General features: G+C 70.1%; 15 protein-coding genes. 5 read left to right on the forward strand and 10 right to left on the reverse strand.

What is annotated here, in order from left to right; translation table 11 throughout:
- Nucleotides 1-556 precede the first annotated feature (556 nt).
- Complete coding sequence (locus ACFYW3_RS35380) at nucleotides 557-1012, reverse strand: MarR family winged helix-turn-helix transcriptional regulator (protein WP_389388517.1); 456 nt, start codon at nucleotides 1010-1012, stop codon at nucleotides 557-559.
- Between the two features lie 110 nt (nucleotides 1013-1122).
- Between ACFYW3_RS35380 and ACFYW3_RS35385 the strand changes: the two genes are divergently transcribed.
- Nucleotides 1123-1536, forward strand: coding sequence for a DUF1398 family protein (locus ACFYW3_RS35385; RefSeq protein ID WP_351762859.1), 414 nt, complete (start codon nucleotides 1123-1125; stop codon nucleotides 1534-1536).
- Nucleotides 1537-1722: 186 nt separating this feature from the next.
- Here the strand turns inward: ACFYW3_RS35385 and ACFYW3_RS35390 are convergent, their stop codons facing one another.
- Nucleotides 1723-2217, reverse strand: coding sequence for a lamin tail domain-containing protein (locus ACFYW3_RS35390; protein ID WP_351756474.1), 495 nt, complete (start codon nucleotides 2215-2217; stop codon nucleotides 1723-1725).
- A 275-nt stretch (nucleotides 2218-2492) separates the two neighbouring features.
- The gene (locus ACFYW3_RS35395; protein ID WP_351756477.1) at nucleotides 2493-3071 is read right to left on the reverse strand and encodes a TetR/AcrR family transcriptional regulator; all 579 of its coding nucleotides are present in this window, start codon (nucleotides 3069-3071) and stop codon (nucleotides 2493-2495) included.
- A gap of 107 nt (nucleotides 3072-3178) precedes the next feature.
- Between ACFYW3_RS35395 and ACFYW3_RS35400 the strand changes: the two genes are divergently transcribed.
- Entirely contained in the window at nucleotides 3179-4057 is an 879-nt protein-coding gene (locus ACFYW3_RS35400; RefSeq protein ID WP_389388518.1) for a hypothetical protein, read from the forward strand.
- Between the two features lie 182 nt (nucleotides 4058-4239).
- Here ACFYW3_RS35400 and ACFYW3_RS35405 read toward each other — a convergent pair whose 3' ends face one another.
- On the reverse strand, nucleotides 4240-5298 hold the full coding sequence (locus ACFYW3_RS35405; protein WP_389388519.1) for a VWA domain-containing protein: 1059 nt from the start codon (nucleotides 5296-5298) through the stop codon (nucleotides 4240-4242).
- A gap of 204 nt (nucleotides 5299-5502) precedes the next feature.
- The gene (locus tag ACFYW3_RS35410; protein WP_389388562.1) at nucleotides 5503-6540 is read right to left on the reverse strand and encodes a hypothetical protein; all 1038 of its coding nucleotides are present in this window, start codon (nucleotides 6538-6540) and stop codon (nucleotides 5503-5505) included.
- A gap of 320 nt (nucleotides 6541-6860) precedes the next feature.
- Between ACFYW3_RS35410 and ACFYW3_RS35415 the strand changes: the two genes are divergently transcribed.
- Entirely contained in the window at nucleotides 6861-7271 is a 411-nt protein-coding gene (locus ACFYW3_RS35415) for a MarR family winged helix-turn-helix transcriptional regulator (protein ID WP_389388563.1), read from the forward strand.
- 121 nt (nucleotides 7272-7392) lie between these two features.
- Here ACFYW3_RS35415 and ACFYW3_RS35420 read toward each other — a convergent pair whose 3' ends face one another.
- Complete coding sequence (locus ACFYW3_RS35420; protein ID WP_389388520.1) at nucleotides 7393-8355, reverse strand: hypothetical protein; 963 nt, start codon at nucleotides 8353-8355, stop codon at nucleotides 7393-7395.
- A gap of 261 nt (nucleotides 8356-8616) precedes the next feature.
- Here ACFYW3_RS35420 and ACFYW3_RS35425 point away from each other — a divergent pair, with 261 nt between their 5' ends.
- Nucleotides 8617-9231 carry a hypothetical protein gene (locus ACFYW3_RS35425; RefSeq protein WP_389388521.1) on the forward strand — a complete coding sequence of 205 codons (615 nt, stop codon included), beginning with the start codon at nucleotides 8617-8619 and terminating at the stop codon, nucleotides 9229-9231.
- A 168-nt stretch (nucleotides 9232-9399) separates the two neighbouring features.
- Here the strand turns inward: ACFYW3_RS35425 and ACFYW3_RS35430 are convergent, their stop codons facing one another.
- The 4 genes from ACFYW3_RS35430 to ACFYW3_RS35445 form a co-directional block, all read right to left on the reverse strand.
- Complete coding sequence (locus tag ACFYW3_RS35430; protein WP_351756492.1) at nucleotides 9400-9990, reverse strand: TetR/AcrR family transcriptional regulator; 591 nt, start codon at nucleotides 9988-9990, stop codon at nucleotides 9400-9402.
- Nucleotides 9991-10607: 617 nt separating this feature from the next.
- Nucleotides 10608-11360: an amino acid ABC transporter ATP-binding protein gene (locus ACFYW3_RS35435; RefSeq protein ID WP_389388564.1), complete on the reverse strand. Its 753-nt coding sequence runs from the start codon at nucleotides 11358-11360 to the stop codon at nucleotides 10608-10610.
- A 58-nt stretch (nucleotides 11361-11418) separates the two neighbouring features.
- The gene (locus ACFYW3_RS35440; RefSeq protein ID WP_389388522.1) at nucleotides 11419-12378 is read right to left on the reverse strand and encodes an ABC transporter substrate-binding protein; all 960 of its coding nucleotides are present in this window, start codon (nucleotides 12376-12378) and stop codon (nucleotides 11419-11421) included.
- Nucleotides 12379-12568: 190 nt separating this feature from the next.
- Entirely contained in the window at nucleotides 12569-13738 is a 1170-nt protein-coding gene (locus ACFYW3_RS35445) for an LLM class flavin-dependent oxidoreductase (protein ID WP_351756498.1), read from the reverse strand.
- Nucleotides 13739-14422: 684 nt separating this feature from the next.
- On the opposite strand from ACFYW3_RS35445, the gene ACFYW3_RS35450 reads away from it, so the two are divergent.
- Entirely contained in the window at nucleotides 14423-15466 is a 1044-nt protein-coding gene (locus ACFYW3_RS35450) for an amino acid ABC transporter permease (protein WP_389388523.1), read from the forward strand.
- Nucleotides 15467-15678: the final 212 nt, after the last annotated feature.

A 15678-nucleotide genomic window follows, 5' to 3' on the forward strand; every position in this document is an offset into this window, starting at 1 on the left:
CGTGGAGGCCGTGCGGAGCGTCCATATCGCAGGGTGTGTGCCGGCCACGATCATCGGGAGGGGTCCCGCAGGGAGGGCGCCGGGCCGCAACGGCGGGCGCGCGGCCGACGCCGTCAAGACCGGCCTCGACGTCGGTTTCGGCCGGCAGGGACCGCGGGCGCGCGGCCGACGCTCTCGGGCCCCTCGCCGGACCGGTCCGGGGGGCCGGAGATCAGGAGCGTGGCGTGTGGGCAGGCTCTGGTTCCTGAGGCCGAACAGGTGGGGCTTCCTCTGCCTCGGCCCTCTCGAGGGCGCTGATCGTTCGGCGGCGCCAACGCGTGGCGGCCGACACGACCATCACCCCGCCCAGCAGGCTGACCAGCGGAACACCCCAGACAGCGGCCGCGAACAAGACTCCGAGTGATGCCATGACGCCCCCGTTTCGGGGCCAGAGTACGCGGCTCTGCCGGCCATCCAGCCCCCGGCACCGCACCGGGCGGTCACGCGCGAGCCGTCTTCTCGCAAACGCGGCCGTACCGGTGGGGCAGCGGCGCCTTGGGGCGAGAGCCGACCGGCGTCACGGGGTCTCGCCCACCGGCCCGTGATCCTGGTGCCGGCGGGCTTGTTCGATCAGCCGGCGCAGCAGGTCGCGCGCGGCGGTGAGTTCGCTCGGGGAGATGCCCTCGGCGATCACACCGTGGGCTCGGGTCGCACGAGAAGTGATCGCCTCCAGGGTTCGGTGTCCGTTCCCGGTCAGCGCCAGGAGGGGGGAACCCTTGTGGTCGGGGTTGGCGTGGAAGGCAGCCAGTCCCTCGTGGACGAGGTCGTTGGCGACGCGCTGCACGCCTTGGCGGGCGACGCCGAGGCGGCGGGCGGCCTGGGGAACGGTGAGCGGATTCTCGGACGCCACGCTCAACAGTTGCCAACGTGCTTGTGTCTGCCCCTCCGTGGCGGCGATCCCTTCGCCCGTCCTGCGCAGGACACCTGCCGCCTCGAACACGTCCGCGACCAGGAGCGCCATCTCGTCGGCCATGTGACCACACCACCCATATTTGACAACATGATGTCTGTTTGGAAATCTGTTGTCATCTTACCCGTGAGAGGTCCACTCGGACATCACCCCCACGACATCCGGAGAAGATCATGGGCAGCGCCCTGACCCACCTGCAGGCGGCCTTGGAACACGCGGCCGCCATCCGCCCCAGGGTGGGCGGTTTCCCCTACCTCGCCGAGACGCTCCGCCGGGCAGGCGTCAGCCGCTGCCGTATGGCCGTGCCGTCGAACGCGATGCTCTACCTCACCGACGTCGGCCCCGTCGCCGTGCAAGGTGAACCCTTGATCACGGGAATGGTCGACGTCGCCCCCTTCGACCGCGAGGCACTCCTGGCGGCCCTCCGGCGCGACCAGGCGGGAGAAAGCACCTTTCCCGAGTTCGTCCAGGGATGCTGGAACGCCGGTGTGATCTGGTACGACGTCGATCTGCACGCGCGCACCTGCGCCTATCACGGCGCCGATGGCGACCGCTACGTCGAGTCCTATCCGGCCGTCGAGATCTGACGCGAGGTCCGATGCGAGCCGCGGGGGCGCTGCGGTTCGCCGGGACGGGGCCGGGGAACGCGCCGGGCCCCCGTCCCTCGAAGGGACGGGGGCCCGGCGCGTCGACCCGCGTGGCTCGCGGGTCGTGTGGCGGCTCCGTGCGATGAACTTCGCGCGACGACCTCGCGCGACGACCTCGTGTGGTGACTAGCGCCCGCCCTGACGACCGCCCCGGCCCCAGTTCTTGCTGTCCAGGATGCGGCCGTGCTCGTTGCGCAGGGTGGCCGAGTCGCGCTGGTCCCAGACGTAGTTGGTCCGGTCCTGGTAGACGTCGCGGAGGGTGTTCCTGCCCTTGCCGGTGTGCACCTTGACGGTGGAGTGGCCGTCGAGGAGCAGGCCGCGGAAGCGGTAGCGGTTGCCCTGCTTGTCGGTCAGCGTGTAGCCGCGCAGCTCAACGGCCCTCCTGCCGGTGTTCTTCACCTCGACCCACTCGCCGTTCAGGCTGCGGTTGCTGCGGTCGTTGCGGCCGGGGCTGTCGTACTGCACCTTGCCGATGGCGATGGTGGAGTGCTTGCCGGTCGAGTCGTGGTCACGGCCGTGGCCGTGGCCGTCGGCTGCCGCCGGCAGTGCGGCCGAGGCCAGGGCGGCGACGGAGGCCACGAGGGTGGCGACGACACGGCGGGTGTTGAGAGAAGCGGACATGAAGATGTCACCTCAAGGACGTGCGGGTCCCCGGCTTGCTGCCGGGAACCCATACTTTGGCCCGCGCGCAGAGCGTTTTCTAGCAAAACGCCCCAAGATTGCCAAATGAAGACAAACCGGTCTGATTCTCTGACCATTCGGTGATCTGACCGATGTGAGGCGCGAGTGCGGCCGCGAACGCCCCGAGGGGGCGCCGGGTCCGGAGGGTGTGGTCGCTCGCGACGCCGGTACGAACCGCCCTCCGTGGCCCACGTGCCCGTCAAGGGCGTTCCGGCTCAAGGCAGTTCCGTGGCGGGGTGGTTGGCGAAGAGCGTGCGGAAGGTCTCGGAGGGATCGTCGTCCAGGATCGGGAGGCTGCCGCTGAGCTGGAGAGCGGCGAAGCCGTGGGCGAGCGACCAGGCCGCCAGGCCGGCGCGTTGCGCGTCGGGGCGCTTCGCGACGGGCAGTTCCTCGATGCCCGAGCGCAGCGCACGGGAGGTGCGCTCCTTGGCGGCGGCCAGTTCCGGGTCGTCGCCGTGCAGCAGTTGCGGGCGGAACATCACCTCGAAGTGGGCGGGATGTCCGACGGCGAACTCGACGTACCGCGCCCCCATTTCGCGCAGCTTGCGCGCGGTGTCGGTCGGCACGGAGGTCAGGCTGTCGGCCAGTAGATCGAAACCCTCCGCGGCGATCGCGGTCAGCAGCCCGGCCTTGTCCTTGAAGTGATGGGCGGGTGCGGCGTGGGAGACCTGGGCGCGGCGGGCGAGGTCGCGAAGGCTGATCGCCGCGACACCGTCGTCGCGAATGACCTGGAGTGCGGCGGAGATGACGGCGCGGCGCAGATCTCCGTGATGGTAAGTGGGTGTCGCGGCCATGGGCAGCAGGCTACCGCAGATCTAGTCATTGACAGGATGGCTTCGGCGCCGCAATCTAGGCATTGTCAAGTTCTTGGGTGCGCGACAGCGGCAGTGAAGGAATCGGCATGACGCACAGCCTCGGCACGATCCGACAGATGTGGCAGTTGTTTGAACCGGTACATGCCACGCTCTACTACGCGCCGGAGGCGTTCGAGCAGGCGGCGGCGCTGGGCTACGCCACCGACGAGCGCTGGCCGGGCTACTTCGCCTATCGGGCCGCGCCGCTCGGTCCGGTGGGCCCGGGGCTGGTGAACGCCCTCTTCTACAGCTTCAGCCCGCGGATGGTGGAGCGGCATATCGCGACGGCCTGGCGCACGGCCACGGCCGAGCGGGTCCTGGGGGCCCGCGGCGCCGTCGTGGACCGCGCACTGCGCAAGCTCCTCGGCGACCGGGTCGACTCGACGGACCTGCGCGAGGCTGCGGAACTCGCCCGACGCGCCGCCGAGTCGGCGAACACCGCGGGTCGCCCCATGGCCGCCGCGAACGCCGCGCTGCCTTGGCTCGAGGGTCCCCACATGGTGCTCTGGCAGGCCGCCACCATCCTGCGCGAACACCGGGGCGACGGTCACATCGTCGCCCTTCAGGCGCACGACATCGGCCCCACCGAGGCCCTGGTCTCGCACGCCGCCGCCGGCGCCGCGCCGGAAGAGGTGTTCAGCAGCAGGCAGTGGACCGACGAGGAGTGGGGCGCCGCCCGCGAACGACTGCTCAGCCGTGGCCTGTTGGGAGTGGACGGGAGCGTCACCGAAGAGGGCCTGCGGATCCGCACCTCGATCGAGAAGCTCACCGACGAGCTCGCCGCGGCGCCCTGGGAGGCGCTCACGACCGACGAGGCGGCTCGGCTGGCCGAACTCCTCGTACCGCCGGTGCTCGACATCGTCGGTTCCGGGCTCCTCCCGATGCGGAGCACCCTCGGTATCGGCATGAAGTACGACCACGCCTGAGCCGCCCCCGTTCGGGGAGCCGTCCCGGCCCACTGCCTGATGTTGTCCACCGTGCCGACTGCGCCTCGCACCCGCGCACTGTGACCCCGCCCGACCTCCTGCGGAGGCCATCCAACCGTGAGCGTTCGCCCTGGCTGGGCGGACCCACGACTCTCCGTGATGTCCGAAGGTGAAGATCAAGCTCAGAGCATGATGAGCAGCCGCGTCTTGGGCTTGAGCTTCCTGTTCACCGACCGACTCTGCACGTACACCTCCAACTTGGGGTTGTGCCCCGCCTTCACCGAGACGGTCCCCTGGATGCCCGTGCCGAACAGGAGACCGCGTGCCGCATCGCCCGTGTACGCGCGGTCGGTGTCCTTCTCGACCACGATGACGTCCTTGTCGTGCTGAACCTGGACCCGGGTGCCCAACTGGTAGTAGCAGGAGCCGCGTTCGTACGTCACGTCCGGGTGCGAATCGACGAAGGACCGAATCTCGACCTCCGTGTCGACCTTCAGCAGCCGGTACTTGTCGGACGGCACCGGTTCGAGGTTCGCCCGCACGTCGTCGACCGATATGTCCTGGCCGACCGCGAACAGGTTCTTCGTACCCCGCACGCCCTTCTCGCGGCCACGGAGGAAGCCGGTGGCGGCAGCGCGCACCGTACCGATCGCCTCCTCGACGCCCTCCTGGGAATCCGCGTTCCAGATGGCCGTGTTCCCGGCCGGGAAGCCGTAGTTCTGAGCGGTTCGTTTGGCCAGGGAGTTCGGAACGAGGATCGCGGAAGTCCAGTGACTCGGAAGCGAGCCCATCTTCATCGCGATCTTGTCGAGCCAGGGGCCGAGGACGGTCATGTCGCCATCGTGCCGTCGGTCGCCGCCGGAGGCGTTCTCCTCGCCGTCCGTCACCACGATCTGGAGGAAGCTGTGCTCTCCGTACGCCTCCCAGATGTGGCCCAGGTCGTCCAGTGACTTGAGGGACGCTTCGATGAGGGCCGTGGCGCCGTTCTTGACCTTGTACAGACCCCGCATGGACGGCAGATGCTTCACATCCATGTCCCAGACCAGGTTCTCCACCTTGTGGTCGAAGGAGTAGAGGCTGATCCGGGTCTCATGGCCGAGCTTGTCCGACTCGGCCTTCAGGCCCGCCACGAACTCGTCCACGACACGGATCAGTTGATCCTGATGCGGCTGCATGGAACCCGAACAGTCCACTACCAACGCGACGTGATTCACCTTGTGCTGGATCTTGTTGGCGGACATGATTCTGCTCCTTCGCCGAGGCTCCCCGAGTGATGTCTCCACACTATGGGGAGCCACTGACAGCGGAGCTTGACGAACCGTCACCCACGTCGCCCCGGGTCAGAGCCGGGGCGGCAGGGGTGACGGTGTGGTCGTCGCACGGGCGATGTGACGGGCGCGCGCCGCGGCGCTGAGCCCCGGTGAGGGTGTGGGCCCGGGGTGGTCTCAGACGCCGACCGCCTCCTCCATCTCCTCCTCTTCCGCCGCCCGTGCAGGGGTGGCGGAGGCGGTCTTGGTCTCGTTCTCCGCGCGGCGCCGTTCGGCGGCGGCGGCCACGAGCGTGAGGGTCAGACCGACGAGCAGCCAGGCGGCGAGGGTCAGGACGTCGCGCAGGACGCCGTCGTGGCCGAAGTAGAGGATGCCGCGCAGGCCGTCCACGTAGCCGGCGCCGTTCCAGAAGGAGTTCAGGGCGCCGAAGAAACCGTTCTGCAGCTCGGGCCGGAACAGGCCGCCGGAGCTGGTGAAGTTGAGCATCACGAAGAGCACCATCATGGCGAGGGTCGTCCACCTCTTCAGGAAGGTGTGCAGGCCGACGCCGATGAAGAGGATGCCCGCGGAGTAGAGCCAGCTCAGGCCCCACACTTCGGCGAGGCCGTGGTGCGCCAGGTGGAAGACGGGCCCGGCCAGCAGCGCGCCGATGGCGCTGACGACACCGGAGACGCCGACGGCCAGCAGGGCGCGGCCGCGCATGCGCAGCGCGGCTCCCGCGCCGCCCAGCACGGCCACCGAGGCGTATGAACCGATGCTGACCGCGACGAGCAGGAAGAACAGTCCCTGTCCGGTCGGGTCGTCGTCGACGTTGCCGACGACATCGGTGACCTTGAGCGGGGCGCCGTGGCTCGCGGCGATCGGCGTGAAGATCTTCTCGACCACCGTGGCGCCCGTGTCGGAGGCGGCCGTGGCCACGATCAGCTCGGGTGTCGACTCGCTCGGCACGTAGGCGCCAGTGATGTGGCGGTCCTCAAGCTCGGCGACGGCGTCGGAGCGGTGGGCGAGCGTGCGGACGTCGAGGGCGTCGCCGGCCTCGTTCTTGATCGTCTGCGCGAAGACCATCGCCTGCGGGCCCTCGCCGACGATCGCCACGGGCATGTGGTGCGGCTCCGGCTGGACGAAGGCGCCCATGTAGGCCAGGCCCATGCCGAGGCACATCAGCAACGGGGTCAGCAGGTGGGTGAGTACGTGACGCGTCGCGGGGCCGCGCAGCCCGGCGACGGCACCGTCGGCGGCGGTGCGCAGGGTCCCCGGGGTGGTGGGGCCCCCTGCGTGGTGGTGGGCGGGTGTGCGACCGGACATGCGACAGGACCTCCGGAGTCGGCGCGGGCTGCGAGTGCAGTCAGTGTCGGCAGGTAGTTGGTATATACAACGTTCGTTCCGGTTGTACTATACAACTAAAGACGAGGGAGGTCACTGTGACGGCGGAGACAGCCGGTACGACGAACGCGGCCGGTACGACGGAGTCGGCCGGCGGAAGCCATGCGGAGGGCGAGCGCCGAGCCGCGGCCATCGAGACGATTCAGCGTGAGATGACCTCCTTCGCCAGGCGCGCGCGGGCGGCGGCCGCGCGAATGCATCCGGAGCTCTCCCTCGTGTCCTTCACGCTGCTCAGCCATCTGGAGGAGCGCCGGGGCTGCCGGGCCGCGGACCTCGCCGCCCACTACGCGCTGGACAAGTCGACGGTCAGTCGCCAGGTCGCGGCGCTGGAACGAGCGGGGCTGGTCGAGCGCTGCTCCGACGCCGAGGATCACCGGGTGCAGGTACTGGAGCTCACGTCCGAAGGGGCCGCGGTCCTGGCCCAGGTGACGCGCAACCGGCGCGAGATGTTCCGCGAGCGGCTCGTGGACTGGCCGCGCGAGGACCTGGACCGCTTCGCCGCGTACCTGCTGCGCTACAACGAGACCACCCCGGGCGCGGCCGGGAGCGGCGAAGCGGAGTGAGGGCGGGCGCCGCACACGCGGCCGGGCGGCGCCGTCGGGTCGAGGTGGAAGCGAAGGGCATGCCCGGAACGAGCCGGCACGGGGCGGGCGGCGTACGTCCGCCCGGGGTCGCTCCGGCAGGTCAGACCGTCGCGCCCACGGGTGGTGTGCCCACGGCCGGTACGCGTCGCAGACGCAGGCAGTCGAGCAGGATGAAGGCGATGCACGCCACCGCGACGTACACGTTGAAACGGGAGGCACTGACGCCCTCGGCGTAGAGGAACGTCGTGAAGGAGCCGGCGAACAGGCTCCCGACCGCCACGTCCGCCAGGGACGCGCGGTGGGCCTTGAGGCTCGCCCCGCCCGCGACGACCGCCAGCACACAGATCAGGACGAACTTCTCTCCCAGGCCCTGCGGTGTGGCCGCCTGGACGCGCGCGGTGTAGAGCATGCCCGCCAGTACGGCCAGGAGGAAGGCGGGGACGTAGAGCACGAAGGCGATCCGGACCCATCCGACGGTCCCGGTGGCGAGTGCCGCCTGCTGTCGGGGCGCGCACCAGGCGACGCCGGCGAACAGCGCGGCGGCGACGAGGAACGCGACGGGTACGTACGTGCCGGCCCCCAGCACGGTCATCAGCCCCGCGTCCGCGTTGACGTTCTCCGGAGCCACCTCGGTCACCAACTGCTCCGCCCCCAGCACCACGGCGACGGCGGCGACCATCGCGTAGCCGATGTCCGCCTTCACCGCGAGAAAGGCGCTGATCAGCGCGAAGGGGAGGGCGAGGAGGGCGGCGGCGAGCAGGCCGACGAGCGTTCCCGCGCTCCCGTGCGCGCTGTTGACGCCGATGACGGCCGAACTCAGGCTCGCGACACCGACGACGGAGAGCTCCATCCGTCCGGTGCGCACCAGCATGTACTGGCTGAGGGCGATGACGCCCGGAATGGCGGCGCTCGCGAGCACGTCGCCCACGATGGCGGGCATCAGTTCGGGCAGCGGCGTCGCATGGCGTCCGAACGCGGCCAAGGGCAACACGACCGCGGCACTCGCGACGAGCAGCAACCAGGCCGATTGACCCCTGCGTACCAAGGTCGGAGCGGTGGCCATGTTCCCCCCTGTGTCGCACGGGCACCGGCTCAGCGTATGAGACGCGTTCCGCGTGTGTCCGGCGTTCCGCGAACGTCACGAAGGGCGCCGCCGACCTCCCTCATGCGGCGTCCGGCTGATCGCCGGGTCGAGCAGGCCCGTGAGCGCCCGAACCCGGCTCGGTACGATCGTCACCGCGATCAGGCAGCGGTCGGTTCACACCGTCGCCGCCCTTCGCCTCCGACGCCGGTGCGGTGCCGGATCGACAGCCAAGGAGACCTCTTGACCACCTTCCGACAGCACATGCAGAAGGGGATCGTGCAGGAGTTGGGCGAGATCCCCGATGCTCTGAAGCCCGCGATCCATGCCGTCACCTTCCGTATCGACAGCGTCGACCAAGACCCGCGCCTCCCGTACCTGGCGTTCGGATACCTCACGGAGGACCACGTCGACCAGCAGCTGAACCGGGCGGATCCGCCCGATGAATGGGAGGCCCGCTGGAGCTACGCGTACTTCCCGCCCTCCGCCTTGGAGGGCGTCCGAGTCCTCGGACACGACCGCGTCCATGACGCCCGGGGCTCGGAGCTGCACCACCGGGAAGCCGTGGCCGAGGGGGTGTGGTGGGAGGACGGACTCCCCGAGAGCGAGAGCGCGGACCAGGACCAGGACGAGGACGACGAGGAGCGCGCCGAGCGACTCGACGCCGCGTTCCGCGCCCTCTGCGTGGACCTCGCCAGGGAACTCCACGAGGGAGGGCATCTGGTGGCCGTTCTGGGGCGCTCCGTGCCCGTGATCCTCTACGACATGTTCGCCCCGGACGAGATGTTCGAGCTGACCCGCGCCGCCAACCCACCAGAGTTGGTGGCCGACTTCCTCGCCGGGGAGCGGGAGGGCTGAGGCCGCACGGAGTCCGCCGCCGTGGCCATCCGAGGTCGGCGGTGCCTTCGGCTCCGATCCGTACGACCGGGCGAAGTGGGAACCGGCCCATCAGGCGGGCGTCGACCAAGCGGCCGTCACCCCGGAGCGGCCGCGTTCCGTGGGGACATCAGCCGCACGAGGTCCGGGCTAGCGGCGCACCGACCGCCAGATGTGCTCGGGCAGCGCGCCGGCGGCTTCCTCCAGATCCAGATCCCCCACGGTGAGCCAGCGGCGGACCACACCGACGACCGGACCCATGACGAGGGACTCGATCATGGGGGTGGAGAGTTCGGCGAGTTCGCCGGAATCCCGGTGCCCCTGGATCCAGAGGGCGATGGGTGTCAGCCGGGCCTCCTGGGAGTCGCGGATCTCCCCCGCGTGGGCCATGCCCTCGCGATCCGCGGTGACGGAGTGCATGAGGCGGGCCGCGTCCGGATGGGCCTGTGCGAAGTCCAGGTAGGCCAGGACGACGGCTTGAATGCCGGAACGTGCGTCGGTCGTCCGGGTCAACGCCGTCAGCAGTGTCTGCAGGAGTTGGCCCAGGGAGCGGTGGGCGAGGGCGGCGAGCACGCCGTCGAGACTGCCGAAGTGGTGGTAGATGCTTCCCGAACTGACCCTGCCGGCCTTGGTGATGGCGCCGAGCGTGAGACCTGCCTCCCCCGACGAGGCGTAGATGCGAAGGGCCGCGTCCAGGACCTGTTCGACGGTGGCTTCGCCGCGCTGCTGCTTCGGGCTCATCGGGCGGGGGTCCTCGGTCTCGTCGGCGGATCGCTGTGGTCCTCGTCGCGCACAGCGTAGAACACCCTTCCGGCCGTCTTTCCGGATTCACCTCCAGGTCGTGATCGGTCGTACCCCACCGAGGAGCGGTCGCCCTTCCGGTGAAGGGCGAGCGGACCGCGATGGCCGACGTCCAAGGCGCCGACCATCGGGCATCCGGGACACCCGGCCTCGACGGATCAGGCGTCCAAGGGGTCGCCGCGCAGGGCCGTCGCCCGTGTCGATCGGAAGCGCGCGATCGCCGTGTTCCACCAGCAGGCCGCCGACGCTCGGCTTGGTCGAGGAGCATCCACACTCCACCGACCGCCGCGCCGAGCACCTCGTCCGCACCGCCGAGGGTGCCGCACTGCGGACGCGCCTCCTCGGACTCCCCGCCGTCGATTCCCCGCTGTTCGGCCTCGGCCCGAAAGAGACGGCCTGGGCCGTCTCTTTCGGATCTTGCCTGACCCGCGTCGCCCGGCACCGCACCTCGCCGCGTTGTCGGACCGCTCACGTACGTCCAGCACGAGAGGCAGTCCTCCGCCTTGCGATGCACCGCACCGGACACCGCGACCCGGCAAACCATTCCGGTCACAGCACTAGAGCACCTTGGAGAGGAAGGCGCGGGTGCGGGCGTGCCGCGGGTCGTCCAGGACGGCCGCGGGCGGACCCTGCTCGACCACGACTCCGCCGTCCATGAACACGACGGTGTCGGCGACCTCGCGCGCGAAGCCGATCTCGTGGGTCACCACGATCATGGTGGTCCCGGCGCGGGCCAGATCCTTGATGACGTCCAGGACCTCACCGACCAACTCCGGATCGAGCGCCGAGGTCGGCTCGTCGAAGAGCAGCACCTTGGGTTCGAGGGCGAGCGCGCGGGCGATGGCCACTCGCTGCTGCTGTCCGCCGGACAACTGGCGCGGGTAGGCGTCGGCCCGGTCGGCCAGACCGACCCGCTCCAACAGCCTGCGGGCCGTCTCCTCCGCCTCCTTGCGCGGCCGGCGCAGCGCGGAGAGCGGCGCCTCGACGAGGTTGGCCAGCACGGTGAGGTGGGGGAAGAGGTTGAAGTTCTGGAAGACGAACCCGATGTGCGTGCGCTGCCTCAGAACCTCCCTCTCCCTCAGCTCGTGCAGCTTGCCCCGGGAGCTGCGGTAGCCGATCAGCTCGCCTCCCACGCTGATCCGGCCGCGGTTGACCTTCTCCAGGTGGTTGATGGTGCGCAGCAGTGTGGACTTCCCCGAACCGGAGGGGCCGAGGATCACCGTGACCTCGCCGGCGCGGACCCTCAGGTCCACGCCGCGCAGCACCTCCACCGCCCCGAAACTCTTGTGGACGCCCTGGACGTCGACCATGACCTCGCTCACGGCTCCTCCTTCTCGGTGCGGGGGCCGACGGGGCCGGGGGCGGCGCTCACGTGTGTTCGGCCGGGTTGGTCTGCGACGTGTCGATCCTGGAGTCGGTGGTGCCCCACTTCTTCAGGATCCGCTGGTACGTCCCGTTCTTGATCAGCTCGTTGACGGCGGCCTGGAAGGCGGGGGTCAGCGGGGAACCCTTCTTGAAGGCGAAGCCGACGTCGAGACGGTGGTACTCGCCGAGGAAGGTGGACTGCGAGGCGGGCTGCGCCGCCTGGTAGCGCAGGCCGTTGATCGTCGACATGACGACGTCGATGCGACCTTGCTGGAGGGCGGTGGTGACGGCCCCGTTCTCGGAGAAGACCTTGACCTCGTACGGCTTCTTGCCGGCCGCCGCGCACACGCCCTTCTGCGCGGTGAGGGTCTTCTCGAAGGTCGTGCCCGCCCCGGTGCCGATGGTCAACCCGCACAACCGGGTCAGATCGTCGACCTTGTCGGTCAGCGTGGTGCTGCCCGTCTTGACCGCGAAGCCCTGGCCGTCGTTGATGTACGTCACGAAGTCGATGGTCTTCAGTCGTTCCGCGGTGACGCCGAAGTTGCCCGTGCCGAAGTCGTACTTGCCGCTGCCGAGGGCGGGGAGGATCGTCTCGAAGGAGGCGTCCTGCCGTTCCAGCTTCACGCCGAGGACCTTGGCCACCGCGTCGGCGATGTCGATGTCCTGACCCGCGGGCGGCTTGTCCTGCCCGTTCGGGTAGTACGCCGAGGGAGGAGCCCCGACGGAGCTGCCGACCCGCAGGGTGCCCGCCGTACGAACGCCGGAAGGAAGCAGCGCGGCGATCGAGTCCACGGTGCGTACGTCGGCGACCGGGTCATCGGCCGGCGCGGGGGAGACCGGGGCGCCCGCCGCCGGCGTCCCGGCGTCGGATCCGCAGGCCGCCGTCAGCGTCAACAGGGGCACGAGGATGAGGGCGGCGACGGTACGCAGGCGGGTGCGGGTCCCGTTCCCGGGGAGGTTCACAGCGGGGAGGCCTTTCCGTGGCGGGGTGTGGTGGTCGAGCGGGGTGCGGTGAGCGGGCGGGGTGCGGTGACCGGGCCGGCTCTGGTGACCGGGCGGGGCGCGGCGGCGGGGCGGGCACGTGGGGCGCCGGGGCGGAGGACGCGCACGCGGCGGTACGCCGTGAACAGGCGGGGTGCGCGCATCGCGGAGGTCATCCGCGCACCGCCGTGAGGTTCTCGCGGGCGGAGCGTGCCGGGCGCGCGGCGTCCTGTCGGGCCCCACGCGCGGCGTCGCGCTTCGCGACTTCCTCGCGGACGAGCGGGATCACGTACCGGCCGAAGTCGACGGCGTCGCCCAGCAGGTCGTAGCCGCGGGCCGAGAGGATGTCGACGCCGAGGTCGTAGTAGTCCAACAGGGCCTGGGCGACCGTCTCCGGGGTACCGACCAGGGCGTTGGAGTTGCCAGCGCCCCCAGTGGCGGCCGCGGTCGGGGTCCACAGCGCCCTGTCGTAGCGCTCACCGGCCTCGGCGATGGCGATCAGGCGCTGTGATCCGGTGTTCTGGGGGGCCGCCGCCTGAAGGACGCCGTTGCGGTGGTGCCGTGCCAGGCCCGCCTCCCGGCGCTGCTTGATGGCTCCCACCGTTCGGTGGGCCTTCTCCCAGGCCAGTTCCTCGGTCGGGGCGATGATCGGACGGAACGCGACCTGGATGCGGGGCACGTCCGTGCGGCCCGCGGCCTCCGCCGCCGCCTTCACCGCGTCGATCTGCTGGGCGGTCTGTTCCAGCGGTTCGCCCCACAGGCAGTAGATGTCCGCCTCCGCCCCTCCGGCGGCGTACGCGGCGTCCGAGGAGCCTCCGAACGAGACGGCGGGGCGCGGCTGTTGAACGGGGAAGACATCGCTTGCGAAGTCGTGGAAGCGATAGTGCTCGCCGTCGTGGTCGAAGGGCTCGCGGGAGGTCCAGATCTTCTTGACGATCCGGATGTACTCAAGGGTGCGGGCGTAGCGCTCGTCCTTGGTGAGGGTGTCGCCCTCGCGCCCCTGTTCGTGGTCGTTGCCGCCGGTGATGAAGTGCACGGCAAGCCGGCCCTCGCTGATCTGGTCGAGGGTGGCGAAGGTCTTGGCGGCGAAGGTGGGGTACGAGACGTTCGGTCGGTGGGCGAGGAGGATCTGGAGGCGGTCCAGTCTGCTCGCGATGTACGCGGCCGCCGGGGCGGGGTCCGGGGAGCCGGAGCCGTAGGCGAACAGGACCCGGTCCCAGCCGTGGTCCTCGTGCGCCCGGGCGAGCCGGAGCGTGTACTCCTTGTCGAAGGCCGCGCCGGAGCGTGCGGTGGTTTCGGAGCCGTCGTTGGTCGCGGCTATGCCGAGGAATTCCACGGGCATGGGGTGGCCTCTCGGGAACGGTGATGGGCGCCGGCATGCGGGCAGCGCTGAACTGCCGTGCTTGCGGCGGTGGTTGTGGGCACGGCGAATGAACGCACGCGCGGGTGGCGCGGGACGGTACGGGGAGGTGCGGGCGTGACGACGCGGGGCGTCGGGATGTTCGATCGGGGTCGCGCGGCAGCGCGCGTCCGGGCTCGCGGCGGCAGCGCTTTCTCACGCGGGCCGAGGCACGCGCGCGCTGGTGACGCGAAGGGAGAACTCGGCCCGCGACGGGGTCACCGAGGGAGGGAAGGGCCGGTCAGACAGCCCGCTGCCGCGTCAGGCGCAACACGCCGCGGACCACACCCGACCGAAGTCGATGTAGTCGCGCGAGAACAAGCGCTGATGGGCATTCATGCGTCTACTTGAGCAGTACGTGATGCGCTTCGTCAAGCAAGGTCCCGCATGCCGGACGGCCTCGGCGTGCGGGCTCGGCGTGCGGCCTCGGCCTGCGAACGCTCATGGTTGACACCGGCGTGCCTCGGGCGCATAAGCTCGACGGTGGACCGGTTCCGCCGTGCGCGCAAGCCGTTCCGGCCGCGTTGAGGGACGCGGCGAGCGTGACGACACGAGTACCCGATCCCGGCGGCCCCGCGCCGCCGGGCCGTCATCCGCGCCCGCCTCCCTCCCCTGGAGAGCCTCCCCATGGCCACCCCTTCCGACGTGTCCGACGCCTCCGACGTGTCCCGCCCCCTTCCCGCCCCTGCTCCCGATCCCGTTCCCCCGGTCGGTCCCGTGACCAAGCCCGCGGGGGCGGAACAGGGCCCCGACGCCGAGGTGCCGCCCATCGTGCCCCGCCGGCACGTGGGCCGTTGGCTGTCCGCCGCCGCCGCTCTGCTGGTCTTCTCCATGGTGCTGGTTTCCGTCGTCCGCAACGACGCCTTCCAATGGGACGTGGTGGGACGGTACTTCACCACCACCGCCGTGCTCGACGGGCTGCTGCTCACGCTGTGGCTGACCGGCGCGGTCATGGTGCTCGGTTTCCTGCTCGGCACCCTACTGGCGGTGATGAGGCTCTCCGGCAACCCGGTGCTGCGCACGCTGAGCTGGGGATACGTGTGGATCTTCCGGTCCACACCCCTGCTGGTGCAACTGCTGTTCTGGTTCAACATCGGCGCCCTGTACCCCACCCTCGGCCTCGGCATCCCCTTCGGGCCCGAACTCTTCTCCGTCAAGACGGTCAACCTGCTCGGTCCGACCCTCACCGCCGTCATCGGCCTGACCCTGCACGAGAGCGCCTACGCCGCCGAGGTGGTGCGTGGCGGGATCCTCTCCGTGGATCCCGGACAGACCGAGGCCGCGCAGGCGCTCGGTCTGAGCAGGCGCCGGACCCTGCGCCGGATCGTCGTACCGCAGGCGATGCGGTCGATCGTGCCGACCGCCGGGAACATGCTGATCGGCACGCTCAAGGGCACCAGCATCGTCAGCGTGCTGGCCGTCCACGACCTGCTGTACTCCGTGCAGTTGGTCTACAACCAGAACTACCAGGTCATCCCGCTGCTGATGGTGGCCACCCTCTGGTACGTCGCCGTCACCACCGTACTGAGCGCGGGCCAGTACCACGTCGAGCGGTACTACGGCCGCGGCACGGCCCGCGACCTGCCCCCCACGCCCCTGCGGCGGCTGCGCGTCCAACTGGCGGGCGTGCGCGCCCGGCTGCGGACGGCGACCGCCCCGGGCGGCCGGTGACCTGAAATCGCGGCCGTCACGACCCCGATTCATTTCACCGGAAGGCATTGTGTGTACGGCGGATGAAATCGGTACGCGCTTCTCCGTTTCCCGATATGCAGACCGTTGACACCCCTTCTCGGGGCTGCCTAGCTTACGCCGCAGATAAAAGACATCGGCGGCCTCTCTGTCCGGCATGACGGCTGCTTTTCCCGATTCTGTTCTTTGTCGCA

This window comes from Streptomyces sp. NPDC002602 (assembly GCF_042889445.1).
In the GTDB taxonomy this organism is placed as follows: Bacteria; Actinomycetota; Actinomycetes; order Streptomycetales; family Streptomycetaceae; genus Streptomyces.

What these genes read in the sequence shown, in the direction of transcription:
- ACFYW3_RS35380 (WP_389388517.1), bottom strand. Translation starts at nt 1,012, where the DNA reads ATGGCCGACGAGATGGCGCTCCTGGTCGCGGACGTGTTCGAGGCGGCA.
- ACFYW3_RS35385 (WP_351762859.1), top strand. Translation starts at nt 1,123, where the DNA reads ATGGGCAGCGCCCTGACCCACCTGCAGGCGGCCTTGGAACACGCGGCC.
- ACFYW3_RS35390 (WP_351756474.1), bottom strand. Translation starts at nt 2,217, where the DNA reads ATGTCCGCTTCTCTCAACACCCGCCGTGTCGTCGCCACCCTCGTGGCC.
- ACFYW3_RS35395 (WP_351756477.1), bottom strand. Translation starts at nt 3,071, where the DNA reads ATGGCCGCGACACCCACTTACCATCACGGAGATCTGCGCCGCGCCGTC.
- ACFYW3_RS35400 (WP_389388518.1), top strand. Translation starts at nt 3,179, where the DNA reads ATGACGCACAGCCTCGGCACGATCCGACAGATGTGGCAGTTGTTTGAA.
- ACFYW3_RS35405 (WP_389388519.1), bottom strand. Translation starts at nt 5,298, where the DNA reads ATGTCCGCCAACAAGATCCAGCACAAGGTGAATCACGTCGCGTTGGTA.
- ACFYW3_RS35415 (WP_389388563.1), top strand. Translation starts at nt 6,861, where the DNA reads ATGACCTCCTTCGCCAGGCGCGCGCGGGCGGCGGCCGCGCGAATGCAT.
- ACFYW3_RS35420 (WP_389388520.1), bottom strand. Translation starts at nt 8,355, where the DNA reads ATGGCCACCGCTCCGACCTTGGTACGCAGGGGTCAATCGGCCTGGTTG.
- ACFYW3_RS35430 (WP_351756492.1), bottom strand. Translation starts at nt 9,990, where the DNA reads ATGAGCCCGAAGCAGCAGCGCGGCGAAGCCACCGTCGAACAGGTCCTG.
- ACFYW3_RS35435 (WP_389388564.1), bottom strand. Translation starts at nt 11,360, where the DNA reads ATGGTCGACGTCCAGGGCGTCCACAAGAGTTTCGGGGCGGTGGAGGTG.
- ACFYW3_RS35445 (WP_351756498.1), bottom strand. Translation starts at nt 13,738, where the DNA reads ATGCCCGTGGAATTCCTCGGCATAGCCGCGACCAACGACGGCTCCGAA.
- ACFYW3_RS35450 (WP_389388523.1), top strand. Translation starts at nt 14,423, where the DNA reads ATGGCCACCCCTTCCGACGTGTCCGACGCCTCCGACGTGTCCCGCCCC.